Source organism: Halobaculum roseum, assembly GCF_019880245.1.
GTDB lineage: Archaea > Halobacteriota > Halobacteria > Halobacteriales > Haloferacaceae > Halobaculum > Halobaculum roseum.
The window spans coordinates 815,639-840,108 of sequence record NZ_CP082286.1 but is presented as its reverse complement, the minus strand read 5'-3'; the positions used below and the strand labels follow the sequence as shown (position 1 = coordinate 840,108).

The following is a 24,470-nucleotide window of genomic DNA, read 5'->3' as shown; positions in this document are numbered from 1 at the left end:
TCCGATCGGTAACTCCCTCGGGTGGTTTTCTACGATCGCGCGGCCTCGACGAGTTCCCGCACGCGGGCCTCCGAGACGGGGTTACCCACGTCGCCGTCCTCCTTGAGCGCGGTGCCGACGATGACGCCGTCGGCGAGCTCGAGCGTCTCCGCGACGGTGTCGGCGTCGACGCCGCTGCCGACGAGGATCGGCGTGTCGAGGTCGTTCGCGTCCCGGCGCTCGACGGCGTGTTGCAGATCCGAACGGTCGGTCTCGTGGCCGGTGCCGGTGCCGCTGACGACGACGGCGTCCGCGAGCCCGCGCTCGACGCCGTCGGCGACGGACTCGGCCGTGAACCCCGCCGCGGCGATCGGCGCGGAGTGTTTCACGTCGTGATCGGCCAGCACCGCCACGTCCGCGTCGAGGCGCTCGCGCAGCCGCATCGTCTCGTGAGCCGTCCCGTCGATGACGCCCTGATCCGTTACGCGCGCGCCGGTGTGAACGTTCACCCGAACGAAGTCGCCGCCGGCGGCCGCGGCGACCGACAGCGCCGCCTCGGCGTCGTTGCGGAGGACGTTCACCCCGACGGGCACGTCCGTGGCCTCGACGACCGCCCGCGTCGCCCGCGTCATGCTCGCGACGACGTGCTTGGGCACGTCGTCCGGGTAGAACGGCGCGTCGCCGAAGTTCTCGACCATGATCGCGTCGACGCCGCCGGCCGCGAGCCGGCGCGCGTCGCGTTCTGCGGTCTCGATGATCGCATCCCGGTCGCCGTCGTACTTCGGCGCCCCGGGGAGCGCCGGGAGGTGGACCATTCCGATCACCGGCCGTCGGCCGTCCGCGAACAGCGAGTCGAACATGACGCGAGCTACCCCCGGTTCCGGCCTTAGTCTGACGATCGGACGAACGCGGTGCCGGTCCCCACGGGACGGATCCGCCTCGTGAACGACGGATAAATCCTATTTCGCGATATAGAATTCCTCCGACGACGGTCGCCTCACGTCGGTGCTCGTCGAGTCGGCCGATCGGGTCAGGAGACGAACGAATCGAGCGTCTCCTGGCGGAGCTCGAAGCGTGCGCCCCCGGAGTCGGAGTCGGCGACATCGATCTGCCAGCCGTGGGCGTCCGCGATCCCCGAGACGATCCCGAGTCCGAGCCCCGTTCCGCCGGTCGGCGAGTAGCCGAACTCCAGGACGCGGTCCCGTTCGTCCTCGGGGATCCCGCTCCCGTCGTCGCTCACCGCGAACCCGCGGGCGTCGTCGAGCGCGTCGACCGTCACGGTCACCGACGAGCCATCGCGATCGTCGCGGGGCGTCGGGGTCGAGTCGGCGCCGCCTCCACACGGGTCTCCGCCGTCGACGCGCTCTGCGGCGGGTTCGGCCGGGGCACGTGTCGCCGACGAGCCGTGTTCGACGCTGTTTCTGAAGAGGTTCTCCAGCATCGTTCGCACCCGCGCGGGGTCGCCGAGCATCAGCGGATCGGCCCGGACCCGTAGCGTCGCGTCCGGCGCGGCGACCGTCGCCCACGCGTCCCGCGCCGCCTCGGCGATCGACACCGGCATCGGGTCGGTGACCGGGTCGTTCAACCCTCGCAGCGACTCCAGCGAGTCGACGAGATCACCGAGGCGGTCGACGCCGACGTCCAGCGCCGACAGGTGTTCCCGGGACTCCTCGGCGTCGTCGGGGAGCGATTCCTCGGCGAGGAGGGCCCGGCCCCGAATGACCTGGATGGCGTTTCGCGCGTCGTGGGCGACCGCGCTCGAGAGGGCCTCGAGTCGGTCGCGTTCCGTGCGGAGCAATCGTTCGCGATCGACCCGGTCGGTCACGTCCCGCGCGACTCGGCCGACGACCCGGCGGCCGTCGGCGTCGGGGTCCGGGAAGTGGACGATGTCGAGCACCGTCGCCTCGCCGTTCACCTCCGCATCGATACGGTGTTCGCGCCGCTCGCCGGCGGCGAGCGCGTCGTCGCTGTGTTCGCGCAGCGTTCGCGCCGTCTCGGCCGGGAACAGGTCGTCGTCGCTCGACCCGAGGATCCGTTCGCGGGGAACGCCCACGAGATCGACGCAGGCGTCGTTGACCAGCCGGTACCGGCCGTCCTCGAGCACCGCCATCGGCTGGTCCGTCCCTTCGACGAGGAGCCGGTGTCGCCCGTCGCTCGACCGCGTCCCCGCGGAGTCGTCCGGCGTGCGTCCCTCGACGACCTCGCGGACGCGACGGGCCAGCGTCCGGTACGGGTCGCGCCGATCGGACCGGACGTACTCGGAAACGCCCGCCGTGATCGCGTCGCTCGCGACCCGCTCGTCCCCCCCATCGGCGAACAGGACGAACGGAAGCCCGCCGTTCCCGTCGCGCACCTGCGCGAGCAGATCGAGGGCGTCCCCGTCCGGAAGGTCGAACGCGCTGGCGACGCAGTCGATCTCGCGAGCGTCGGCCACCGCGTCGACCGCTTCGTCCGCGGAGCGGACGGTCGTCACCGTCACGTCAGGCAGTTCCCGGCGCAGTTCGTCCGCGATCCGGTCGCGGCATCCCGCGTCCGGGTCGACGTACAGAACGTGCGGGGAACAAGCTGTCATCGAACCGTAGATATTAGCCGTCCTAAATAACGTTGACCATCGTGTCCGACTCACACGTCCGAGCCGCGTCGGAGTCTCCCAGGTCGACTCAGACGGGGCTATCGCCGCACGTGTTCCGTTTCGGGCGTGCGCTGGCCCGCCTCGCCCGCCTCGCTCGGCCTCACTCGGGGGCCAGCGCGGTGTCGATGTCGCTGGCGAGCGCGATCTCGAGCGACCGCGTCGCGCGCGTCGCCTCCGCCTCGTTCTCCATCAGGACGGTCTCGCTGGGGAACAGGTCCTCGCCGAGCACGAGCCCGTGGTCCCGGGCGGTCCCGCCGGTGACGGTGAGGTAGACGCCGAGGCCGACGTCGGCGATGGCCGCCTCCTCCTCCTGGCCGGCCTCGGGGTAGACGAACTCGACGCCGGCGAGGGCGTCGGTGCCGAGGACCGCCTCGACGAGGCGCTCGTACCGCGGGGAGATACACAGCGGTCCCTCGTAGTCGACGACGAACGAGCGGTCGAGGTCGACGCCGGCCGGGAGCGTCTCGGGCGTCGCCATCAGCGTGTGATGGACGGTGTCGCCGAGCCCGGTCGCGACGCGAACGTCGGTGTCGCGCGGGTCGATCCGGGCGTTCACGTCCGAGAGGTCCGAGACCCCCTCCGGCTCCAGGCCGACGACCTCCTCCAACACGAGGTCGGCGGAGTCGAACCCCAGCGCGAACTCGTGGGTGCGCAGCGCGCGGAACGGTTCCTCGCGACCGACGAGCCGGACCTCGTGTCCGTCGACCGCGATCACCGCCGAGTCGAAGACGACGCGGCGGGGGTTCCCATCGCGGTCGTCACGGATCAGCGTGTACTCGGGACCGGACCCTTCCGGATCGCTGTAGGCGGCGAGGCGCTCGTACACGCCGCGTTCGTCGCGGTCGCGGCCCTTGGTGATCGCCTTCTCGTACCGGAGCGTCGAGGACACGTCGTCTGCCAGCGCCGCCGCGTCGTCGCCGCCGACGGCCGCGAACCGTTCGAGGGCGGCCTCCAGCGGCCGCCCCTTTCGGGGGACGGCGACGGAGACGGGTCTGCTCATTGGCGGAACGTGGGGGCCCCGGTGCAAAAGCGGCGCGTTTCCGGCGGGCCTACTCCGCGTCGTCGGTACCGTCGTCGCCGTCGTCGCCGTCGGCTCCGTTGCCGTCGGCGCCCTCGCCTCCCTGGCCGGCGCCGCCGGCCGCGCCGCCCGGGCCGAACACCGACGAGAGCCGCGTCCGGAACTCCTCGAACTCCTCGAGGTCGTCGTGAACCTCCTCCAGCTCCGTGCGCATCTCCGAGAGCTCGTCGTCGACGAGCGCGGACACCGACTCCACCTCCTCACCGATCGAGGAGACCTCCTCGCGAACCTCCGCGACGGCCTCGTCCTCGTCGGCGACCTCCTCCGCGAGGTCGTCCAGATCCGCGCGAACCTCGTCGATCGAGGACTCGACCGAGTCGGCGGTGTCGGCGATCTCCTCGCCCAGGTCGTCCACGTCGGTCCGGAGGTCGTCCACGTCGCCGCGGAGGTCGCCCACGTCGCCACGGAGGTCGTCGACCTCCTCGTCGACGGCGGCGGCCCGCTCGCTCGCGTCGCGTGCGTCCTCGCTTGCCGTCTCGACCTCCTCGCGGAGCGATGCGCGCTCGTCGGCCGCGTCGGCGACCTCCTCGCGCGTCTCGGCGATCTCGGCGGTCAGGTCGTCCAGGTCGGCCTGCAGGCCGTCCATCCACTCGCTGGCGAGGCCGTTCTCGTCGATGAACTCCTCCAGCGCGTTCGAGTACGCCGCCATGTCCTCGACTTTCGACTGGAGCCGGGAGATGCGCGCGTCGACGCTCGTGGAGTGGTCGAGTTCGAGCTCCTCCGTGAGCACCTCCCGGTCCTCCTCGGAGACGGTCCCGGCGCGAAGCTCCTCGGCGAGCGCGGCCGCGACCCCGCCGGCGGCGACGCCCCCGGCTGCGGCAGCGCCCGCGTCCCCGTCGGTGCCGGCAACCTCGTCCTCTGGTTCGGGTTCGGGTTCTCCGAGGTCGTCGCTCACGGCGTCCGCGTCGTCGTCGGCGTCGCCGTCCAGGTCGAGCACCGCGTCGGGCTCGTCGTCGGCCGGCTCCGGTTCGTCGTCGGCTGCGTCCGCCGCCTCCGCGTCGGCGACCTCGGCCACGGCTCCGTCCACGTCCGACTCCTCGTCGCTCCCCTCGCCGGTCCCCTCGTCGTCCGAGAGGTCGTCGAGGAAGTCGGCGGCGGACTCCTCGTCCGTCCGCTCGTCCGGCGGGGCGAGGTCGTCGTCGCTCGCGTCCTCCGCGAGCGGGTCATCGGTCCCCTCAGCGAGCGGGTCGTCCGACTCCTCCGCCAGCGGATCGGCCGCCTCGTCGGCGCCAAGGTCCGCCTCCGCGCCGGCGAGGTCGAGCCCGTCGGACGCGTCGTCGACGGCCGTTCCCTCGTCGTCGGCGTCGCCGGCGCCGTCGTCCCCGGCGAGCACGTCGCGCACCGCCTGCGAGGAGTCGTCGCCGATCACGTCGGCGACGTCGCCGACGGGGTCGTCGTCCTCGGACACTTCCGTGACCGCCGGTTCCCCCAGGAACCGGCCGCCGTCGTCGGGGTCGTCGGTCCGGATGCCGTAGACGGTCGTCACCTCCTCGCCGGCGTCGAGCCGGCGTCGGTACTCGACCCGGTGGTCCTGATACGCCGTCCAGTGTTCGGACTCGTACTCCGGATGGAAGCCGATGCGGTCCATCGGGAAGTCCTCGGGGATCTCGTCGACGATGCGGAACTCCGTGGCGTCCTCGCGGTCCGAGCGGAGGGTGAACTCGATCGCGGGGACGGGGAACTCGTCGGCGGTGAAACGCTTCTCGACGGTGACGCCGTCCTCCTCGACGGTGACGGCGTCCGTGACATCGGGCCCCTGGCTCATGGATACACCGAGCCGAGTACAGTATAAAAAGTCACCGGGCCGATTATCGCATCGACAGGCCGCGAGGCCGACGCATAGCGGTTCGGTTCGGTCGCCGGGCAGGTCGCCGCGACGGTCGTCGACTACTCGGTCACGACGGTGACCGGCTTCTCCGCGTCGAGGATGATGCGCTGGGTGTCGTCGCCGAACAGCGCCTTGCCGGTCGGCGAGCGCTTTCGTCCGGCGATGAAGACGTGGTCGCAGCCGCGCTTGCGCGCCTCCGAGAGGACGGTCTCGGCGCGGTCGCCGACCGTTCCCACCGCCTCGTAGTCGATGTCCACGTCCTCCAGCACCTCGCGACCGATGTCGGCGGCGTACGCCCGCGCGCCCTCGACCGCCTGCCCGACGCTGTAGGTGGAGTCGCCGCGGGTGACCTCCGCGAGCTGCTTGCGCTGTTCGTCGTATTCGTCCTCGTCGGCGACGTGCAACAGCGTGAGGTCGGCGTCGACGCCGGCGGCTAGCTCGCCCGCCTCGCGGGTCAGCGTCTTTGCGGTCTCGGTCGGCCCGACGACTGCGAGCGCGTGATCCATACCGATGGACTGTCGCGAGGGGATAAAAAATCCTGAGGGTTCAGGAGGGATCGTCCACGCCGGAACGGACGGTGGACTCTGATCGTTGTGCGACCGTTGCGCGACCGTACCGCGACTGTTCCTCAGAGATCGATCCGGTCGCCGACCTCGACGATGTCGAGGCGCTCGGGGTGTTCGAAGCCGCGGACGTGCTCGTGGAGCGCGGTCGGGTCGGCCGTCAGCCCCTTCCACATGTCCCAGTGGCTCGGGAGCATGCGGTCGGCCCGCAGCGCCTCCGCGACCTCGACGGCCTGGTTCTCGTCGCAGTACCAGCGCGTGCGCTGGGGCTCGCGGGTCCGTTTGTCCGGGACGCGGCCAACGGATCCGAACGCGACGACCGCCAGATCGATGTCGTACTCGGCGCCGAGGTCGGCGAACCCGTCGTGGGGCTTGGTGTCCCCGCCGTGGAAGACGGTCACGTCGCCGTACCGGATCACGTAGCCGACTGGATGGGTCGCGTCGGCGTCGCTGACCCGGACGACATCGACATCGAAGCCGCCGACGGAGAACGAATCGCCCTCCTCGATCTCGACCAGTTTGTCGTCGTCGACCTCCCAGTTGTCGGTCCAGCGCTCCTCGTCAGTGACTGCGAGGGAGTCGTCGGCGGCGTAGAAGTCGGCCCCGGAGTTCGCGAGGATCGGCGCCTGCGAGGGCCCGTGCGTGTGGTCGGTGTGCTCGTGGGTCGCCAACACCGCGTCGGCGTCGTACACGTCGTGGGGGTCGAACGGGACCGGGATCATCCGGACCGTGCGCGGCGGGTCGCCGAGGCCGACGTACGGGTCGATCCAGAGGCTCGTCTCGTCAGCGCCCTTCAGGACGAAGCCGTTGCAGCCGAGGTACCAGACGGCGACGCCGTCGGGCTCGGCGGCCTCGATCGTTCGCGGGAGCCAGTCGCCCCAGTCGGACGTGATCTGCGGGTCGCTCGCGTCACTCATGGCCGTCGCTTCCGAGCATGAGCGGTAAGGTCTGTCGCCTCGGACCCGCCCGAGGGGCGGGCGGAACTCCCCCGCCGGCCCGGTTGGGACCGAGTAACCGGCGGAAGCGGCCTGATAACTATCACCCGTGGTACCATGCCCCGAAAGCATATGGCACAGAACACCGACATGGGGGACATGGAAACGAGCGTTCATCGGACGCTGGAGTTCGCGGCGATGCGCGACAACATCGCGGAGTGCGTCGACCTGGTCGACGCACAGACGTTCGAGATCCGGGCGAACTGACCGGCGGACGGTCGGATCGCCCCGTCGACCTCCCCGTCACGACGGGTGCGGTCTCAGTTTTTCCAGCCTCGATAGAGGTCGTGGCCGACCATCCCGATACCGGGTAGGCCGACCAGCCAGTTGATCAGTCCGCCGACGAACGGGATCGCGGTGAGGAGCGCGAGAACGAGCGCGCCCACCAGGACGGTCGTACCGGCGGCTCCACCCTCGGTGACGGCGTCGCCGACGACCACGACCATCACCGCCGACCCGACGATCCCGACGCCCGCGAGGATCAGGACCCCGGGGATGGTGATCACGAGTCCGATGATCGTGAACGCGAGTATCACCAGCACGATCGGGACCCCGATACCGACGATGAGGCCCCAGACGATCGTCTCACCTGGGTCCGAGGAGAACTGGTCGAGCTTGCGGTCCGCGTACCCCGGGCTCAACGCCACCAACGCGCCCCCGAGGAGGAGGTTGATCACGAACCCGACGGCGAACTGGACGCCGATCCGGGTCGTCAGATCGAGCGACGTGCGGGGGTCACTGTACTGTGCGGCGGCGACGCCGACGAACGCGAGCGCCGCCAGCGCGCCGACGGCTCTGCCTGCCGTGCGTGTGGAGGGCATCGTCGGCGAAGGTGTCGCCCGTAGTGAATAGGTTGCGGTACTCGGTCGGCGGATCTCGTCGTGTCCACCCGAAGACACTTACTGGGGAGCGGAGACCCTCCGACGTGCACCGACGTGCCCTCCTCGCGTCGCTGGGGCTGGCGACCGCCGGCTGTCTCGCACCGGCCGACGACCGGGCCGACACCGCGATGTCGCAGACGGCGGACGCGACCGATACCGCGACGGCGACCGACTCAGCCGACCACGGGACCGATACCTCGACCGACACGCCCGTCGACTACCCCGAGATCGGCGTTCCCTCCGACGAGGCCGGCGGCCCGCCGTTCGACGACGATGTCGTCCGGGTCGTCTGGTGGGGGGACGAGCGCCCGGACAGTCCCGTCAGGCTGGCGGTCGATCGCCGGTCGGGGTCGCTCCCGGAGGCGACGTTCGGGTTCTCGCTCGTGAACGACAGCGACCTCCCGTTCGCCTACAACCCGTACAACTGGGGGCTCTGGAAGCGGGTCGACGGCTCGTGGTATTACGTCGCCCCGCAGATCGTTCCTCAACCGCTGTCGATTCTCTCTCCCGGATCGGAGCACGCGTGGCGCCTCACCGTGGACGTGGATCGCTCCCTCCCGGACTCACAGTACGGTGGACCCCAGGGGAGCGAGTCAGTGACGATCGGCGGACTCGGCGGCGGGACGTACGCGTTCGAGACGGACGGATGGTTCGAGGGACAGGACTATCGGGAGTCGACCGGGCTGGCGGTCCGGTTCGTCCTCGATGGCGATCCGCTGACGGTGACACTCGCCGACTCCGTGACGGAGACGAGCCGCGGAGGGTCGACGGTCACCGTCCGGACGGACGTGCAGTCCACGGCGGAGACACGGCCGTGCGTGTTCGTCCTTGAGCGCGCCGACGACCCGGAAGCCGAGCGACGGATCCCGGAGCAGATCGTTCGGGACCCGCGGCTCCGGAAGACGCTCCCGGCGTTCGAACCGGGCGTCGACACGGTCCGGCTCGTCGAGCCGAACGGCACGGTCCCGCCGTTCGGCGTGAACGACCCGTGGACGTTCCGGTTTCGAGGGACGGCCTATCGCGTGACGGCACGAGAACTCGAGACGGAGACGGAGACGGAGACGGAAACGGAGACGGAGACAGAGACGTAGGCGAAAACGGAGACGAAACCGGACACGACGAGCGGGTGATCGACCCCCTCGCGCTTACCAGGTGCCGTGGAAGGTGTCGAACTCCAGGTCCTCGAGCGGCTTGTTCCCGACGGCGATCTCGTACTCGCCGGGGGTGAGCATCGGCTTGTGGAAGCGCGGCCCGTCGTCGGTGGTGATCCGCGGGCAGCCCGTGTTGACGAACGCGTCGAAGTCGAAGTTGCGGAGACGGTCGGGCGTCACCTCGTCCATCGTGATGAGGTGGGCGTTGTCGTTGTTCTCGACGATCTCCTCGGCCTGATCCCAGCGGCCCTGCCCGATCTTCGTGCAGAAGATGACGCCGAAGGTGTCGGCGTCCATCGCGCGGTGGACGGCGCCGTAGCGCTGTTTGAGGAACTTCTCGGTGTCGGCGACCGTCACGACGTTGTTGACGGGGTCGCCGATGACGACCGTCTTCTCGGGGTGTTCCATCGCCAGTCCGAGCGGGTGGAACTTCCCGCCGCCGACGTACAGCACCTGCTCGGCGTCGATGTCGGCGCTGGCGTAGTTGCAGCCGAGCACCTGCCCCTCGTGGGTGAGGCGGTCGTCGCCGCGGCGGGTGTGGACCTCGTAGCCGCGCTCCTCCAGCCAGTCGACCATGTCGCCGAAGAGGTTCATGTGCTGGGCGGTCGTCACCAGCCCCACGTCGGGGTCGTCCTCCGGATCCTCGAGTTTCGCCAGCGACTCCTCCATGATCGGGAAGGGGTCGACGTTGGAGAAGAGGGGGACGTAGATGATCTTGTCCGACTCCTTCATCGGCGAGTGCCCGAAGTGGACGAACACGTCGCAGCGCCGCATCAGGTAGGTGTCGAGGTCGCAGGCGCCGTAGCAGGGCTGCCCCGAGATGAGGTAGGTCACGTCCTCGGTCAGTTCCCGGAGATCGTCGGCGACCGCGGGCGCGCGGCGCTTCAGCCCCTCGGGGAACTGGAGGCCGACCTTGTCGGCGTCGCGCTCCTCGACCGCCTCGACGATTCGGTCGAGTTCGTAGTCCCACTCGCGGTCGTGTTTGAGCGACATCCCCGTCTTGGTGAGGTCGCCCTCGCTCCGCTGGCTCATTGCACCCCGATAACTACCGGAGCCGGTTAAGCGGCGCGCTCCGGGAAGCCGCGCGAGAACGGCTGTCACGCCGCCGATATGCCCTTACCGCTCCGCGCCGCAGTCGTCGACATGACCGGCCACCGGTTCCACTCGGTCGACGGCGGGACGCCGTCCTCCCGTGGAAAAACGTTCCACGTTGTGGACGTGTTCACCCGCGGCGACGAGCGATTCACCGGCAACCAGCTCGCCGTGTTCCACGACGCCGCCGACGTCGACGCCGACGAGGCGCTCGCGCTCACCCGCGAGACGAACTTCTCGGAGTGTACGTTCGTCGGCGGGACGACCGACGCCGGCCGCGACGTGCGGATCTTCGACCCGGCCGAGGAGATCCCCTTCGCCGGCCACCCGACGCTCGGCACCGCGGCAGTGTTGCGGGAACTGGTCGGCGACGGCTCGACCGACCGCCTCACCCTGGACCTCGGCGTCGGTCCGATCGACGTGTGGGTCGAGGGGGGCGAGGCTGGCGACAACGGGGACGGCGACGACCACGGCGACCACGACACCGATCCGGCCGGCGACGACGCCCCCGAGGAGTACTGGATGCGCCAGATCCCGCCGGAGTTCGGCGAAACGGTTCCCGGCGAGGTCGCCGCCGCCGTGCTCGGGCTCGACCCCGCCGATATCGACGACGAGTACCCCGTACAGGCGGTCTCGACTGGACTTCCGACGCTCGTGGTCCCGCTCGCCTCGCTCGATGCGGTCGAGCGCGCGAGCACGACCGAGCCCGCGTACGGCGAGTTCATCGACGAGTACGGCGGGCACAACGTCCTCGCGTTCGCCCGCGGCGGCGTCGACGGCGGCGACCTCCACGCGCGGGTGTTCGCCGACTGGGCCGGCGTCCCGGAGGACCCGGCGACCGGGTCGGCCGCCGGCTGTCTCGCCGGGTGGCTACTCGAACGCGGGTACCTCGGCCACGGATCGGTCGCCGCGACGGTCGAGCAGGGGTACGAGTTGGGGCGTCCCTCGCGGCTTCGCCTGCGCGCCGAGCGCGACGCGGACGGCGACCCCCGTGTCGAGGTCGGCGGGTCGGTCGTCCCGGTCGCGCAGGGACGGCTGCTGTAGGGTCACACGCCCGGAACCAGCGCCGTCACCCCGAGCGTCTCCAGCACCATCCAGATCAGGAAGACGGCGTACAGCCCGAGCAGCGACACCGCCTCGGGCCGGTCGAGTTCGAGGTCGGTCCGCGTGACGACGAGGAAGCCCAGCGTCGCGACGGTGAGAAAGCCCATCATCGGGACCGCGGTGCCGAAGTCCAACGCCACGGTTCCGCCCGGAACGAGCAGGACCCCGACGGGAACGGCCACGAGCAGGTCGAAGGTGTTGCTGCCGAGGACGTTCGCGAGGCTCGTCGGCCCGCGGCCGGCCTCCGCGGCGCGCACCGACACGACCGTGTCCGGCAGGCTCGTCCCCGCGGCGACGACCGTGAGCCCCCAGACGGTCGACGGGACGCCGAGCGCGGTCTCGAGCGAGATCGCCGCCTGCACGAGCGCCTCGACGCCGACGAGGATGGCGACGAGCGAGCCCGCAAGCAGGAGCCACTGGCGGACGGGGTTCACGTCGTTCACCTCCGGGGCCTCGAAGTCGGACACGTCCTGCGACTGGATGAAGAGGTACACCGCGTACAACGCGAGGGGGATCAACGCCAGCGGTCGCGTGAGCGTCGACGTGAGCCCGTTCGTCGTCGGCTGCGGCGCGTAGATCACGCCCAGCGAGAACGTGAGCAGCAGCACGGCGACCGCGAGCATGTAGAACTGCGTCTCCTTGTACACGACGTCGCGGTCGGCCCGCAGCCCCCGCCCGCGGAGGGCGCTCCAGCCGGGGATGACGAGGATGTTGAACACGGCCGATCCGACTATGGCGCCGACGCCGAGGTCGAAGTTCCCGTGCAGCAACACCGCGAGGACGACGCTCGTCAGCTCCGGGAACGACGATCCGACGGCGGCGATGACGGCGCCCTGCACGACGGCGGGAAGCCCGTAGTGGGCGCCGAGCCGTTCGCTCGCGGATTCGAGCCGGCCGCCGGCGACCCAGACGACGGCGGTGCCGACGACCGCGAGCGCGATCGCGGGGAGCAGCGAGACCATACCCGCGAGCGGGCGCGCCGGAATGAAAACCGAACCGGTACGCGACGCCTAGGCGATGTCGCGGGAGGTGTCGATGGCGACCTGCTCCTCCAGCTTCAGCTTCACCGTCTCGTCGAGCGCGCGGCCGCCGCGGAACTTCGGGACGGCGAGCTTGTTGACCACGTCGGAGCCGCGTACCTGGGTGTCGAGGTCCCACACCACGTCGGCGACGTGTTCGGTCATCGCACGGTTCCTCGGCTCGTCGTCGCGCTTCATCGCGTGGAGGAAGGCGACGCTCTCGGTGTTGACCATCGCCGTCTGCAGCTCCGTGAGGAAGCGCCGGTATCGCGAGCGGTCGGCCCGCTCCAGCGGGTCGGCCACGTCGACGATGAGGTTCGCGTTCTCCGGGAGCGCGCTGACGAGCCGGTTCGCCGCGTCCAGTGGCGCGTCGCCGCCGATGTCGCGGACGGTCGGCGTCCCCACCCGTGATTTCGTCCGATCGATCGCGTCCGACACCGCCTGATCCGAGCGCAGCGTCGTGAGGTACAGCGTCCCCCGCGCGGCCGTGAGCTCGTACAGCAGCAGCTCCGACTGGCTCGCCGGGTCCGCCGAGAACAGCACGATGCTCCCGGCCGGGATCCCGCCGTCGAACCGACGGTCGAGCACGTCGATCCCGGTCGGGAGGCGATCCGCCATGCGATCCGGTGACGGACCGACGCGACATAACCGTTTCTCACGCCCGTGTCGGGACGGGATCGTCCGGATCCGCCCGCGTCAGTGCGTCCGCGGCCCGCTCGTACGCCCCGGCGACCCGCTCGTCCCCGAGCACGGGTTCGGACCCGTTCGTGCTCTCGTTCCGGGCGGTCGGGGACGACGCGCTCGGCACCCGCGCGAGGAGCGGGCACCCGAGGAGGTCGCGCACGCCCGGCGGGACGACGGTCGATCGGGTCACGACGGCACCGGCGACCGGCGTTCCCAGTCGCCGGGCGACCGCGGCCATCTTCGCGGCGTCGTGCAGCGCGGGCGCACACGCTTCCGTCACGAGTATCGCTCGCTCGGCGACCCGAAGGGGCGCGACCGCGTCCGCGGCGGCGCCCGCGGGGCAGTCGACGACCGCCCGCGTCGCCTCGGGTGTCGCCGCGGCGATCCGCCGCAGCGATTCCCGAACGTCCCGCTCGCGTGGGGCCGTCGGCGCCGGGAGGACCCGAACGTTCGCTCCGTCGGCGTCGGGGACCGCGGCCGCCAGGGGCGATCGAGCGGCGTCGCCGTCGGGGTACGCGATCCTGCGTTCAACCCCGGCGATCGCGCCCAGATCCGGCAGGTCCCAGTCGGCGTCGACGACGACCGTCTCCGTTCCGTCGGCCCCGAACGCGCGAGCCAGGCCGAGCGCCGTCGTCGTCTTTCCCGTTCCGCCCTTGCCGCCGGTGACCGCGAGCATGGGGCGGCTGGGTCGCTATCGGGTTTCAATACTCGCGTTCGTGGGGCAGAGCAGGGTAGGCCGCCACGCGGTGAGAAGGTGATCTTGCCAGCAGCGTCGCCGGCTCGGTCGTGACGGCAGTCGCCTCAGTCGTGACAGCAGCCGCCGGCCTTGCCGCCGAAGTCGACGGCCAGCGGGTCGGAGATCGCCCGGTTCAGCGCTTCGAGCCGCTCCTCCAGTTCGTCCTGCGCCTCGACGTACTCCCGCATCACCGGCAGCGAGTGGAGTTCCTGTTGTGCGGCCTGCACCTTCTCCATCGTCTCCTGGTCGGCCTGGCCCGCCTGCTTGGCCATCGCGAACTCCTGGCGGAGCTGTTCGAACTCGGAGATACGCGCCTGCGCCTCCTCGTCGTTCTGGACGGCCGCCTTCGCCTCCTCGAAGCGGCGGTACGCGGGCGAGTCCGCGATGGCGTCGCCCAACTCCGTCGCGAGGGCTTCGACCGAGTCGTCGGCCGCGGCCGCCTCGGGCGCGTCGGTCTCGATGCTCATAGCCCGCCTTGGTATCGCCCGCTGTTAAGCCCCGCGGCTGGGGACGCGTGCGAGCGCTCGCGCGCCGGCGACGGGGTCACGTCGCGACCGCGTAGGCGCCGGCCGCGACGGTGACGGCGACCACCAACGCGGTCCAGTTGCGCGGGGTGTCGAACGAGGCGTACGGGCCGCCCTTGCGGGTGAACAGGTACGCGAAGTAGACGACCAGCGGGGCGACCCTCGCGGGGGTCGACACCGCGACGCCCCCGAGCAGGTCCAGTCCGACCGTCAGCACGACCGCCCCCAGGGCCGCCGCGCCGGCGACGGCGAGGTCCTCGCGCGCGTCGCTGAGATCCATCTATCGGTGGAACGGTGAACCGGAAGTAATCGGTGTCGGTTCGCGGGCGCGACCGCCGGCGAACGCGCGAGCGGGTTACTCCTCGGCGTCCTCGAGCTCCTCGACGAGCTCGTCGGCGTCGACGTCCATGTCGTCCATGTCGACGTCGTCGAGCGCCTCCTCGACGTCGCCGCCGCCCATGCCGCCCATGCCGCCCATCATGCCGCCCATGCCGCCCATCATGCCGCCGGAGCCGTCGATGACCTCCTCGACGACGACGCGGTCGAGGTCGAGGCGGCCCATGATGTCCTGGGCGATCTGCTGCTTCGAGAACATCCACTGCTGGTTCATCTGCATCATCGGCGTCGCCTCGATGTACAGCGTGCGCTTGTCGACCTCCTGGAGCTCGGTCTCGCGGTCGACCTCGCCGGTCTCCTCGTCCTCGTGGGCCTCGACGGTGACCTCCTCCTCGACGGTCTCCTCCTCGATGCGGACCTCGGGGGTCTCCTGGAGGTACATGCCGATGAGGCCGGCGGCCTTCTCCTCGTCGTCGTCGACGAGCTCGAGGATCTCGTAGTCGTACTCGAGGTCGTCGCCCGCGAGCGGGTGGTTGAAGTCGACGCGCGAGCGCCCGCCGATGACCGTCTCGACGTAGCCCTGCTCGCCGTCGATGGTGACCTGCGCGCCGGGGTAGCGGTCGTCCTCCGGGATCTTCTCGGCGCTGACGGTGCGCACGTCGTCGGGGTCGAACTCGCCGAACGCCTCCTCGGCGGGGACGGTGACGACGTTGGAGTCGCCGACCTCGCGGCCGACCAGGTCCTCGTCGACGGACGCGAACACGTGGCCCTCGCCGACGACGATGATGCGCGGGGAGAAGTCGTACTCGTCGTCGTCGATGCCGGCCTCCTCGGCGACCTCCTTGTGGGTCGTGTCGACCACGCGGCCCTCCTCCTCGTCCTCGCCGGGGACGGTCCGAACGGTGTAGTCCAGCCGGAGGAAGTCCCCGTTCTGGATCCCGTCGTCGGACTCGTCGGTGTCGACCGCGTCCTCGCTCGCCTCATCGCCGGCGTCGGCGGCGTCTGCCGCCTCGGCCTGCTCTTCTTCGCTCATGTGCGCACCGTCGCTCGTGCGCTTCTTAACAGTCACGTTTCGGTCGGACGCCCGAACTCCGAGACGACGGCGGGATCGGCCCGCGGTCGGCCGAGGGCGACGTGGCGGACGCGCCATCCTTTTGCGCGGCCGCACCCACCGCCGTCGCATGTACGAAGTGGAGGTGAAGGTGCGAGCCGACCACGACGCCGTTCGCGATCGGCTCGTCGACCTCGACGCGACCGGAACCCGGCGCGTTCGACAGGTCGACACCTACTACGACGCGCCCCATCGGGACTTCGCCGAGACGGACGAGGCGCTCCGGATCAGGCGCGAAACCGTCGCCGACGGCGCGAACGACGGCGGCGGAGGCGCCGAGACGAAGGTCACCTACAAGGGCCCGCTCGTCGAGGCCGAATCGAAGACGCGCGAGGAGTTCGAGACGGCCGTCGCCGACGGCGACGCGGCCGAGGGTATCCTCGGCGGGCTCGGCTTCTCGCCCGCGGCGACCGTCGAGAAGGACCGCGAGTTCTTCGAGTTCGACGGCTACACCGTCACGCTCGACGACGTGGCCGGCGTCGGCGAGTTCGTCGAGGTGGAGCGCGAGGCCGCCGAATCGGAGATCGAGCCGGCCCGCGAGGGCGCCTACGCGGTCCTCCGCGATCTGGGGCTCGATCCCGACGATCAGATCCGGACCTCGTACCTCGGACTGCTGCTTCGGTCGCAAGATATGCCAAACGATACCCCGGAGTAATCCCTCACACACGAACTCTTTCCGCAAGTTATACTGCGACCGGAATCCTCCGACCGACCAATGAGGAACATTCAGGTCTCCGAACTCGACCGGCGGGCGGTCGAGGACCAGGAGGTTGAGATCGTCGAGCGAAAGGGGATCGGCCATCCCGACTCGATCTGCGACGGCATCGCTGAGGCGGTCTCGCGCGGCCTCTCGCAGCTGTATCTCGACCGCGTCGGCCACGTGCTCCACTACAACACCGACGAGACGCAGTTGGTCGCCGGCAACGCGGCACCCTCCTACGGGGGCGGCGAGGTGGTCGACCCGATCTACGTGCTCATCGTCGGCCGCGCGACGAAGGAGTACGAGACCGAGGACGGGCGAGAGCTGACGCTGCCAGTCGGCCGCGTCGCGCTCGAATCCGCCCGCGCGTACCTCCGAGAGGCGCTGCCGGAGCTGGAGGTCGGAACCGACATCGTCGTCGACGTGAAGCTCGGCGAGGGGTCGGGCGACCTCCAGGACGTCTTCGGCGAGGACGGCGCGCAGGTGCCGATGGCGAACGACACCTCCTTCGGCGTCGGCCACGCGCCGCTCACCGAGACCGAGCGGATCGTCCTCGAGGCCGAGCGCGAACTGAACGGCGCGTACGGCGCCGACCACCCGGAGATCGGGCAGGACATCAAGATCATGGGCAAGCGCGAGGGCGACACGATCGACATCACCGTCGCGGTCGCGATGGTCGACGCCTACATCGACGACATCGACGAGTACCGCGAGGCGACAGAACTGGTGGAGGCGTTCGTCACCGGGCTCGCCGAGGAGCACACCGACCGCGAGGTACACGTCGAGGTGAACACCGCCGACGACCTCGAGGAGGGGTCCATCTACCTCACGACGACCGGGACCTCCGCCGAGCAGGGCGACGACGGCTCCGTCGGCCGCGGCAACCGCGCCAACGGCCTCATCACCCCGAACCGACCGATGAGCATGGAGGCGACCTCCGGCAAGAACCCCGTCAACCACATCGGGAAGATCTACAACCTCCTCTCGACGGACATCGCGGAGGCCGTCGTCGAGGAGGTCGACGGCATCCGCGACCTGCAGGTCCGCCTGCTGTCGCAGATCGGCCGTCCCATCGACCAGCCCCACGTCGCCGACGCGCAGGTCGTCACCGAGGAAGCCGTTGCTGTCGAGGACATCGAGGAGGAGGCGACCGCGATCATCGACGAGCGCCTCGCGAACGTCACCGACGTGACCCGGCGCGTCATCGACGGCGAGATCACGACGTTCTAACCGACGCCGTCGCTCACGCCCCGTCGAGTTTGGCTGACACCCGGCGACAGCCGTCGCGCGCGGCGGCGTCGCCGGGAGTTTCGCCCTCCGTCGCGCGGTCGTCGTCAGACCACGCGGTGGCTGGTGCCGTTCTCGGATAAGAAGGTTCGGCGCCGAGGGACTCCGACCGTCGTGATCTCAGTCGGCCGCGAGTTCGCGCGCGAGGAACGTCGCGATGTCCGTGTCGGCCGACTCGACGAACCGAGTGAGTTCCTCGCCCTCCTTGTCGAAAACGATCACGGTCGGGATGTACTCGACGCCGTACTCCTCCATTCCCGGGCCCTGTTTCTCGCCGTCGACCTTCTCGACGGGGTACTGCTCGATGCGGTCGGCGGAGACGCCCGCGGCGTCGAGCGCGGCAGCGAACTCCGGGAGCTGCCCCGTGCAGTCGGGACACCAGTCGCCGCCCCAGACCCTGTACGTCAGCCCGTCGGCGCCGAGCGCGGCGGCCACGTCCGGGTCGATGTCGGCGCCGGCGTCGGGATCCATCGTCGAAAGCGTCGTACTCATGGTCGCCTCTGGGTCACACGCCGGGTTAAGCGCGACGCCGCCGGCAGATCCGGCGTGCGGTCGCCGTCGGTGCACCCGGTAGTGCCGCCGCGCGTTCGTGCGCGACGACCGCCCGAGGGCTTGCCGCTGACTCGGGAGCATTTAGGCGTCACGTGAGTAGCGTGGGCATGGACGATTCGGTACTCGACACCGTCGGCTCGCCGCTGATCCGAGTGGATTCGCCGCCCGGCGCGACCGTGGCGGCCAAGCTGGAGTCGCGCAACCCCGGGGGGTCGGCGAAGGACCGCCCCGCGCTGCGAATGGTGGAGCGCGCGGAGGCCGAGGGAACCCTGGAGCCGGGCGACACGCTCGTGGAGCCCACCTCGGGCAACACCGGCATCGGCATCGCGATGGTCGGCGCCGCGAAGGGGTACGACGTGACCGTCGTGATGCCGGTCTCGAAAAGCGAGGAACGGCGGCGGATAATGGCCGCCTACGGCGCCGACCTGGAACTCGTGGACGGCGGCATCGACGCCGCGAAGGAACGGGCCGACGAGCTGGAGGCCGAGGGGATGGTCCAGCTCCGGCAGTTCGAGAACGGCGCGAACCCCGAGGCGCACTACGAGACCACCGGCGTCGAGGTCCTGGACCAACTCGACGGACGCGAGCCGGACGCGCTGGTCGCCGGCGTCGGCACCGGCGGGACGATCTCGGGGATCGGCCGCCGCCTGCGCGAGGAGTTCCCCGGAATGGACGTGGTCGCCGTCGAGCCCGAGGACTCGGCGGTGCTGTCGGGTCGCGAGCCCGAGACCGACTCGTTTCAGGGGATGGGACCGGGGTTCGTCAGCCCGAACCTCGACACGGACCTGCTCGACGGCGTCCTCACCGTCGGACTCGACGAGGCCGAGGTCGAGTGCCGACGACTCGCCCGCGAGGAGGGCATCCTGGTCGGGCAGTCCTCCGGTGGCTCGAACCTCCGCGCCCGCGACGTGGCCGAGGCGTTCGCCGCGGGCGAGGACCCCGGCTACCGCGATGTGGCGGTCGACGGGTGGGAACCGCGTTCGGACGACGGCGTCGGCGTCGCCGGCGACGACCCGCTGGTGCTCACCGTGTTCTGGGACTCCGGCGAACGGTACATGTCGGCCGGACTGTACGACTGAAGGTGCCGACGGCGAGGAGGGTACCCTCGCGATTCAGCCCTCGAACTCCTCGCGCGTCACGCGCACGCCGACCGTCTCGTCCACGTCACGCAGGTCGTACTCCGGCAGCTCGGCGTCGTCGCTGCGCGCGAGGTACATCGGCTCGACGAGTCGGCCCTCCTCGAGCCCGTACAGCTTCAGGAACCGGTCGGTCTCCTCGCGACGGACGGCGTCGTTGCGGACGGCCGTCGCCAGCGTCCGCGAGAGCCACTCCTCGTCGGTGATCGACGGCTCCTCGATGAGCACCTCGTCGACGAAGCGGACGAGATACCAGTTGAGGTCGTTGCACAGCGACACCGCGGCGCCGAGGCTGACGGTGTGGAGCGCGAGCGAGTTCTCGAACGGGGAGCGGAGGTCGTACGTCGCGAGCGCCTCCCGCGCCGTCTCCCGCGAGAGCAGCTCGTAGCGCAGGTCGGCCTCGGGGTCGCCGACGAGACAGACCGTGGTCATACCTCCGCGTCGCCGCCGCCGGGCAAAGCGGTTACGCTCCGCGCGTCCCCGGCGACACCCGTGACGGGGCCGCTCGCGGCGACCCTCGCGACTCCGAACCGACGCCGCATCACTCCCCGGCGGCCCACTCCAGCGCCGCGCGGAGGTCGTGGTTCGGCGGCGAGCAGGTGAAGTCGCGGCAGGCGTACGCCGTCGGCGTCCCGTCGCGCGCGTCGCGGTCGCGCCAGATCGGCGGGACCTCCGCGAGTCCGAGGTCGTCGGCCCAGTCGGCGACGCCCTCCGCGGTCGGCGGACGCTGGGCGACCACGGCGCCGGGGAGGTAGCGGCTCGCGAGCGTGTCGCGCCACTCCGCGGGAACTTCCTCGCACGCGAGGGTGAGCTCGAAGGGGCCGCTCTCGGCGCGCGCGGCCGCCAGCGCCAGCGTGACGTGCTCCAGCGGCGAGGCCGTCACGCCGTCCGCGTGGGTCGCGAGGGCGTCGCGGGCGACGGCGTCGAACTCCTCGTCGGGCGCGAACAGATCGAGGTCGAGCAGGAGCCGCGTCGCCACCCCGAGGCTGGAGGGCGTCGACGCGTCGGTCGGCTCCTGGGGCCGAACGACGAGATCCTCGGCGTCGCTCGGCGTCGAGTAGAGGGTGCCGTCGTCCGCCTCGTAGAACGCCTCGACGATCGTCCGGCCCAGATCCAGCGCGAACCCCAGGTGGTCCACGTCGCCCGTGACGCCGTACAGATCGAGGGCTGCCCGGCCGAGGTACGCGTAGTCCTCGAGGTAGCCGTTCCCCTTCACCTCGCCCTCGCCGACGGCGTCGCCGTCGCGTTCGATGTAGCGCCGGCTGAGCCGGTCGCCGTCCCAGAGGTGCTCGCGGACGAACCCGAGCGCCTCGGCGCCACGGTCGGCGTATCCGGCGTCGAGCGTGCGTGCGCCGGCGGCGAACGCCGAGATCGCGAGGCCGTTCCACCCCGCGAGCACTTTCTCGTCGCGCGGCGGGCGCTCGCGGGTCGACTCGCGGTGGTCGAACAGCGCCGTCCGCGCGTGCATCAGCCGCTCGCGCACCGTCTCGACGGATAGGTCGTACTCGGCCGCGAGCTCGGGGACCGGGGTTGCGCGGGTGAGCACGGTCGTCCCTCCCTCGAAGTTCCCCGCCGAGTCGACGCCGAAGCGGTCACACACCAACTCCGCGTCGTCGGCCTCGAACTCGTGGTCGGCGGCCGCGAGCGCCTCCGCGACCGAGTCCGGCGTCCAGACGTAGAACTCCCCCTCGCCCTCGCCGGAGTCCGCGTCGAGGGTTCCGTAGAAGCCGCCCTCCGGGTGGGCGAGTTCACGGTCGAGGAACGCGAGCGTCTCCTGACCGACGGTGGCGTACTTCGGGCGGCCGAGCAGGCGGTGGGCGTCCAGGAACACGCGCGCCAGCTCGGCGTTGTCGTAGAGCATCTTCTCGAAGTGGGGGACTACCCACTCGCGGTCGGTGCAGTAGCGGTGGAAGCCGCCGCCGACCTGGTCGTACAGCCCGCCGTCGGCCATCGCGTCGAGCGTCTCGACGGCGACGTTCAGCGGCTCCTCGCGGCCGCTGCGCGCGTACGCCTGCATGAGGAGGTCGATCCGGCCCACCTGCGGGAACTTCGGGCCCTGTCGGCCGAAGCCGCCGTGCTCGCGGTCCGCGCTGCGGAGCGCGGCGGTGACGGCGTCCGAGAGCACGTCCGCGTCGGGCGGACCGCCGGCGGCCGCGGCGCCGTCGTCGGCCACGCTCTCGCCGGGTGTGTCCCCGGTCGACTCCAACTCGTCGCGGGCGGCGGCCGTCCACTGCTCGGCGCGCTCCTCCATGTCCGCGCGCTGGTCGGGGTCGTTCCAGGAGTTCGCGATGTTGCGACACACCTCCAGGAACCCGGGCATCCCCTGGCGGCCGTCGCGCGGGAAGTACGTCCCGACGTAGAACGGCTTGCCCTCCGGCGTGAGCCACACCGAGAGCGGCCAGCCGCCGCGCCCGTTGACCAGTTGGTTCACGGTTTGGTACACCCGGTCCAGGTCGGGTCGCTCCTCGCGGTCGACCTTTACCGGGACGAACTCGTCGTTGAGCACGTCCGCGACGGCCTCGTCCTCGAACGATTCCTCCTCCATGACGTGACACCAGTGACACGCGGCGTAGCCCACCGACAGGAAGACCGGCACGTCGCGCTCGCGGGCCGCCGCGAGCGCGTCGTCGTCCCACGGCTGCCAGTGGACCGGATTGTCCGCGTGTTGGCGCAGGTACGGGCTGGCCTCCTCGTCCAGCCGGTTTCGCGCCGTCGGATCGCTCATTGCCGGTCGGTCGGCGGCGGGACGGATAAGCGGGGCGGCCGCGGGTCGTCGGCCGCCCGTACTGCGGGTTCGAATGCACGAACGCGCACACTCTCGCCCTCACAGAGAGTAAGGTTTACACGCCCGTGCAGTTTCGACTCGACCATGTCCGAGACAGTGCTCCTCGTCGGCGGGGGCGGGCGCGAACACGCCATCGCCCGCGCGGTCGACGGCGACGCCTCGCTGTACGCCTGCGCAAGCAATCGAAACCCCGGGATCGCGTCGGTCGCGGACGGGTTCGAACAGATCGGCGAGCGCGACGCCGACGCGATCGTCGACTACGCCGAACGGATCGACGCGGACCTGGCGGTCATCGGTCCCGAGTCGGCGCTGGAGGCGGGCGTCGCCGACGCCCTCGACGACGCCGGCGTCTACACCTTCGGTCCGCGCGCCGAGGAGGCCCGAATTGAGACGGACAAGGCGTTCCAGCGCCGGTTCATGGCGGACAACGACATCCCGGGCAACCCCGACTTCGAGACGTTCGACTCGGCGGAGGCGGCCGCCGACTACGTCGCCGAGTACGACGGCGACGTGGCGGTCAAGCCCGTCGGCCTCACCGGCGGCAAGGGCGTCCGGGTGACCGGCGACCAGCTCACGACTGACGCGGCCGTCGAGTACATCCTCGACGCCGAGTGGGACGAGTGGGTGATAGAGGAGCGCCTCGTCGGCGCGGAGTTCACCGTTCAGGCGTTCGTCGCGAACGGCGAGGTGCGAACCACGCCCGCGGTCCAGGACCACAAGCGCGCCTACGAGGGCGACGAGGGCCCCAACACCGGCGGGATGGGAAGCTACACAGACACCGACCTGACGCTCCCGTTCATGACCGACGAGGACTACGACGACGCCGTCGAGATCATCGAGGCAGTCGTCGACGCCCTTCCCGAGTACAAGGGTGTGCTGTACGGCCAGTTCATGCTCGGCGCGGATGGTCCGAAGGTGGTGGAGTTCAACGCCCGCTTCGGCGACCCCGAGGCGATGAACACGCTGCCGGTGCTGTCGACGCCGTTCCTCGACGTGCTCACCGCCGCCCGCGACGACGAGGCGCTCCCGGAGCTAGAGTTCTCCGGCGAGGCGACCGTCTGCAAGTACGCCGTGCCCGCGGGCTACCCGGTCGAGCCCGATGCCGGCGCGCGGATCGAGGTGCACGAGTCCAGCGTCGGCGACGCGCTCCTCTTCTACGCGAGCGTCGACCAGCGCGAGGACGGCCTGTTCACGACGACCTCGCGCTCGTTCGCGGTCGTCGGCCTCGGCGACTCCATCGCCGACGCGGAGGCGGACGCCGAGGCGGCGCTGTCGATGGTCGACGAGGGGTTCCACGTGCGCCACGACATCGGCACGGCGGAGCTGGTGCAGTCCCGGATCGACCACATGGCCGAGTTGCGCGGCGAGTAGCGCGGCTATCGGCGCGTCTCCGCCGCCGACTCAGTCGGGAGACTTCCCCGAGGACGCGCCGCTGACGGACGAATGATGGCGAACACGTGACGCGACCGCGATCGGCTCGGACCGCCCGCGTCACGGTTTCGCGACGCGGTCCGAGGCGTGAGTCACCGCACGGCGACGGTGGTCGCGTCATCGGTGAAGAACCCTCGTCCGGCTGTCGCTCCCGTTTCGATCGGTCACGAACACACGTCCTCGAACGCACGAGATTGATTATCGACGGTCACGACGCTCACCGTGTGAGCACCGACGACGAGGTCGATGGCGGGGGAGGCGACCCCGGCGACGACGCCGGCGACGCTGGCGGCGACATCGGCGGGGACGGGAACCAACGGCCCGCCCGCTACGACCGACTGGAGCGCCACCCGACGCCCGGCGGACGCAACTCCCTGCGCCACTGGACCGACGCGAAATCCCCGGTGACGGTGGCGATCAACTACCTCGTCGTCTGGCTGATCCGGGTCTCCCCGAGCCTCCGGCTGAAGAGTTGGCTCCTGCGTCGCCTCGGCGCGACCGTCGGCTCGGGCGTCTCGTGGGGGCTGGAGGCGACGCCGGACGTGTTCTGGCCCGAGCGGATCTCCCTCGGCGAGGACGCCATCGTCGGCTACGACTCCGTGCTGCTGTGTCACGAGTTCCTGCAGGACGAGTACCGCCTCGGCGACGTGGTCGTCGGCGACCGCGCGATGCTGGGCGCGAAGGTGACCGTGCTTCCCGGCGTCCGCATCGGCGAGGACGCGCAGGTCGCGGCGAACTCCCTCGTCGCCGACGACGTGCCGCCGGGGGCGACGGTCGCGGGCGTGCCGGCCGAGCCGGTCGAGCGTGACGAGGACGAGCGTGACGGCGACAAGCGTGACGGCGACGAGAACGAGAGCTGAGACGAC

The 24,470-nt window shown here is 70.6% G+C and carries 25 protein-coding genes; 8 read left to right on the top strand and 17 right to left on the bottom strand.

Annotated features, from left to right (window positions below; translation table 11 throughout):
* Positions 1 to 29: 29 nt before the first annotated feature.
* The 6 genes from K6T36_RS04255 to K6T36_RS04230 form a co-directional block, all read right to left on the bottom strand.
* Positions 30 to 839 (bottom strand): BtpA/SgcQ family protein, encoded by an 810-nt coding sequence (locus tag K6T36_RS04255; RefSeq protein ID WP_222922742.1) that lies wholly within the window; start codon positions 837 to 839, stop codon positions 30 to 32.
* Between the two features lie 170 nt (positions 840 to 1,009).
* Positions 1,010 to 2,551, bottom strand: a complete 1,542-nt coding sequence (locus K6T36_RS04250; RefSeq protein ID WP_222922741.1) for an ATP-binding protein — start codon at positions 2,549 to 2,551, stop codon at positions 1,010 to 1,012.
* A gap of 160 nt (positions 2,552 to 2,711) precedes the next feature.
* Positions 2,712 to 3,611: a phosphoribosyltransferase HisG-related protein gene (locus K6T36_RS04245; RefSeq protein ID WP_222922740.1), complete on the bottom strand. Its 900-nt coding sequence runs from the start codon at positions 3,609 to 3,611 to the stop codon at positions 2,712 to 2,714.
* Between the two features lie 49 nt (positions 3,612 to 3,660).
* Positions 3,661 to 5,454 carry a hypothetical protein gene (locus tag K6T36_RS04240; RefSeq protein WP_222922739.1) on the bottom strand — a complete coding sequence of 598 codons (1,794 nt, stop codon included), beginning with the start codon at positions 5,452 to 5,454 and terminating at the stop codon, positions 3,661 to 3,663.
* A gap of 122 nt (positions 5,455 to 5,576) precedes the next feature.
* The gene (locus tag K6T36_RS04235) at positions 5,577 to 6,023 is read right to left on the bottom strand and encodes a universal stress protein (protein WP_222608191.1); all 447 of its coding nucleotides are present in this window, start codon (positions 6,021 to 6,023) and stop codon (positions 5,577 to 5,579) included.
* A 122-nt stretch (positions 6,024 to 6,145) separates the two neighbouring features.
* Positions 6,146 to 6,997, bottom strand: coding sequence for an MBL fold metallo-hydrolase (locus tag K6T36_RS04230; protein WP_222922738.1), 852 nt, complete (start codon positions 6,995 to 6,997; stop codon positions 6,146 to 6,148).
* 150 nt (positions 6,998 to 7,147) lie between these two features.
* Between K6T36_RS04230 and K6T36_RS19040 the strand changes: the two genes are divergently transcribed.
* Positions 7,148 to 7,282 carry a hypothetical protein gene (locus K6T36_RS19040; RefSeq protein WP_264084007.1) on the top strand — a complete coding sequence of 45 codons (135 nt, stop codon included), beginning with the start codon at positions 7,148 to 7,150 and terminating at the stop codon, positions 7,280 to 7,282.
* 53 nt (positions 7,283 to 7,335) lie between these two features.
* On the opposite strand, the gene K6T36_RS04225 is transcribed toward K6T36_RS19040, so the two are convergent.
* Positions 7,336 to 7,896: a DUF8173 domain-containing protein gene (locus K6T36_RS04225; RefSeq protein WP_222922737.1), complete on the bottom strand. Its 561-nt coding sequence runs from the start codon at positions 7,894 to 7,896 to the stop codon at positions 7,336 to 7,338.
* A gap of 104 nt (positions 7,897 to 8,000) precedes the next feature.
* On the opposite strand from K6T36_RS04225, the gene K6T36_RS04220 reads away from it, so the two are divergent.
* Positions 8,001 to 9,047 carry a hypothetical protein gene (locus K6T36_RS04220; RefSeq protein WP_222922736.1) on the top strand — a complete coding sequence of 349 codons (1,047 nt, stop codon included), beginning with the start codon at positions 8,001 to 8,003 and terminating at the stop codon, positions 9,045 to 9,047.
* 54 nt (positions 9,048 to 9,101) lie between these two features.
* Here K6T36_RS04220 and dph2 read toward each other — a convergent pair whose 3' ends face one another.
* On the bottom strand, positions 9,102 to 10,139 hold the full coding sequence (gene dph2, locus K6T36_RS04215; RefSeq protein WP_222922735.1) for a diphthamide biosynthesis enzyme Dph2: 1,038 nt from the start codon (positions 10,137 to 10,139) through the stop codon (positions 9,102 to 9,104).
* A gap of 111 nt (positions 10,140 to 10,250) precedes the next feature.
* Between dph2 and K6T36_RS04210 the strand changes: the two genes are divergently transcribed.
* A complete protein-coding gene (locus K6T36_RS04210) occupies positions 10,251 to 11,243 on the top strand; it encodes a PhzF family phenazine biosynthesis protein (protein WP_222922734.1) in 993 nt (330 codons plus the stop codon).
* A gap of 2 nt (positions 11,244 to 11,245) precedes the next feature.
* Here K6T36_RS04210 and K6T36_RS04205 read toward each other — a convergent pair whose 3' ends face one another.
* The 6 genes from K6T36_RS04205 to K6T36_RS04180 all read right to left on the bottom strand — a co-directional run bounded on the left by K6T36_RS04205 (position 11,246) and on the right by K6T36_RS04180 (position 15,635).
* Positions 11,246 to 12,265, bottom strand: a complete 1,020-nt coding sequence (locus K6T36_RS04205) for a sodium:calcium antiporter (RefSeq protein ID WP_222922733.1) — start codon at positions 12,263 to 12,265, stop codon at positions 11,246 to 11,248.
* Between the two features lie 48 nt (positions 12,266 to 12,313).
* Positions 12,314 to 12,940 carry an RAD55 family ATPase gene (locus tag K6T36_RS04200; protein ID WP_222922732.1) on the bottom strand — a complete coding sequence of 209 codons (627 nt, stop codon included), beginning with the start codon at positions 12,938 to 12,940 and terminating at the stop codon, positions 12,314 to 12,316.
* Between the two features lie 37 nt (positions 12,941 to 12,977).
* The gene (locus tag K6T36_RS04195) at positions 12,978 to 13,682 is read right to left on the bottom strand and encodes a MinD/ParA family ATP-binding protein (RefSeq protein ID WP_222922731.1); all 705 of its coding nucleotides are present in this window, start codon (positions 13,680 to 13,682) and stop codon (positions 12,978 to 12,980) included.
* A 125-nt stretch (positions 13,683 to 13,807) separates the two neighbouring features.
* Positions 13,808 to 14,209 carry a YlbF/YmcA family competence regulator gene (locus K6T36_RS04190; protein WP_222922730.1) on the bottom strand — a complete coding sequence of 134 codons (402 nt, stop codon included), beginning with the start codon at positions 14,207 to 14,209 and terminating at the stop codon, positions 13,808 to 13,810.
* Between the two features lie 76 nt (positions 14,210 to 14,285).
* Complete coding sequence (locus K6T36_RS04185) at positions 14,286 to 14,546, bottom strand: DUF8049 family protein (protein ID WP_222922729.1); 261 nt, start codon at positions 14,544 to 14,546, stop codon at positions 14,286 to 14,288.
* Positions 14,547 to 14,621: 75 nt separating this feature from the next.
* Positions 14,622 to 15,635 (bottom strand): FKBP-type peptidyl-prolyl cis-trans isomerase, encoded by a 1,014-nt coding sequence (locus K6T36_RS04180; RefSeq protein ID WP_222922728.1) that lies wholly within the window; start codon positions 15,633 to 15,635, stop codon positions 14,622 to 14,624.
* A gap of 148 nt (positions 15,636 to 15,783) precedes the next feature.
* Between K6T36_RS04180 and cyaB the strand changes: the two genes are divergently transcribed.
* Together cyaB and K6T36_RS04170 are read left to right on the top strand one after the other, a co-directional pair.
* Positions 15,784 to 16,368: a class IV adenylate cyclase gene (gene cyaB, locus K6T36_RS04175; RefSeq protein WP_222922727.1), complete on the top strand. Its 585-nt coding sequence runs from the start codon at positions 15,784 to 15,786 to the stop codon at positions 16,366 to 16,368.
* A 60-nt stretch (positions 16,369 to 16,428) separates the two neighbouring features.
* On the top strand, positions 16,429 to 17,643 hold the full coding sequence (locus K6T36_RS04170; RefSeq protein ID WP_222922726.1) for a methionine adenosyltransferase: 1,215 nt from the start codon (positions 16,429 to 16,431) through the stop codon (positions 17,641 to 17,643).
* Positions 17,644 to 17,820: 177 nt separating this feature from the next.
* Here the strand turns inward: K6T36_RS04170 and K6T36_RS04165 are convergent, their stop codons facing one another.
* Positions 17,821 to 18,192: a TlpA family protein disulfide reductase gene (locus K6T36_RS04165; protein ID WP_222922725.1), complete on the bottom strand. Its 372-nt coding sequence runs from the start codon at positions 18,190 to 18,192 to the stop codon at positions 17,821 to 17,823.
* 167 nt (positions 18,193 to 18,359) lie between these two features.
* On the opposite strand from K6T36_RS04165, the gene K6T36_RS04160 reads away from it, so the two are divergent.
* Positions 18,360 to 19,331 (top strand): PLP-dependent cysteine synthase family protein, encoded by a 972-nt coding sequence (locus tag K6T36_RS04160; RefSeq protein WP_222922724.1) that lies wholly within the window; start codon positions 18,360 to 18,362, stop codon positions 19,329 to 19,331.
* 33 nt (positions 19,332 to 19,364) lie between these two features.
* On the opposite strand, the gene K6T36_RS04155 is transcribed toward K6T36_RS04160, so the two are convergent.
* Together K6T36_RS04155 and K6T36_RS04150 are read right to left on the bottom strand one after the other, a co-directional pair.
* Complete coding sequence (locus K6T36_RS04155; RefSeq protein ID WP_222922723.1) at positions 19,365 to 19,820, bottom strand: DUF5804 family protein; 456 nt, start codon at positions 19,818 to 19,820, stop codon at positions 19,365 to 19,367.
* 109 nt (positions 19,821 to 19,929) lie between these two features.
* Complete coding sequence (locus tag K6T36_RS04150) at positions 19,930 to 22,113, bottom strand: thioredoxin domain-containing protein (RefSeq protein ID WP_222922722.1); 2,184 nt, start codon at positions 22,111 to 22,113, stop codon at positions 19,930 to 19,932.
* Between the two features lie 144 nt (positions 22,114 to 22,257).
* Here K6T36_RS04150 and purD point away from each other — a divergent pair, with 144 nt between their 5' ends.
* Together purD and K6T36_RS04140 are read left to right on the top strand one after the other, a co-directional pair.
* The gene (gene purD / locus K6T36_RS04145) at positions 22,258 to 23,544 is read left to right on the top strand and encodes a phosphoribosylamine--glycine ligase (protein ID WP_222922721.1); all 1,287 of its coding nucleotides are present in this window, start codon (positions 22,258 to 22,260) and stop codon (positions 23,542 to 23,544) included.
* Between the two features lie 284 nt (positions 23,545 to 23,828).
* The gene (locus tag K6T36_RS04140; protein WP_390182310.1) at positions 23,829 to 24,464 is read left to right on the top strand and encodes an acyltransferase; all 636 of its coding nucleotides are present in this window, start codon (positions 23,829 to 23,831) and stop codon (positions 24,462 to 24,464) included.
* Positions 24,465 to 24,470: the final 6 nt, after the last annotated feature.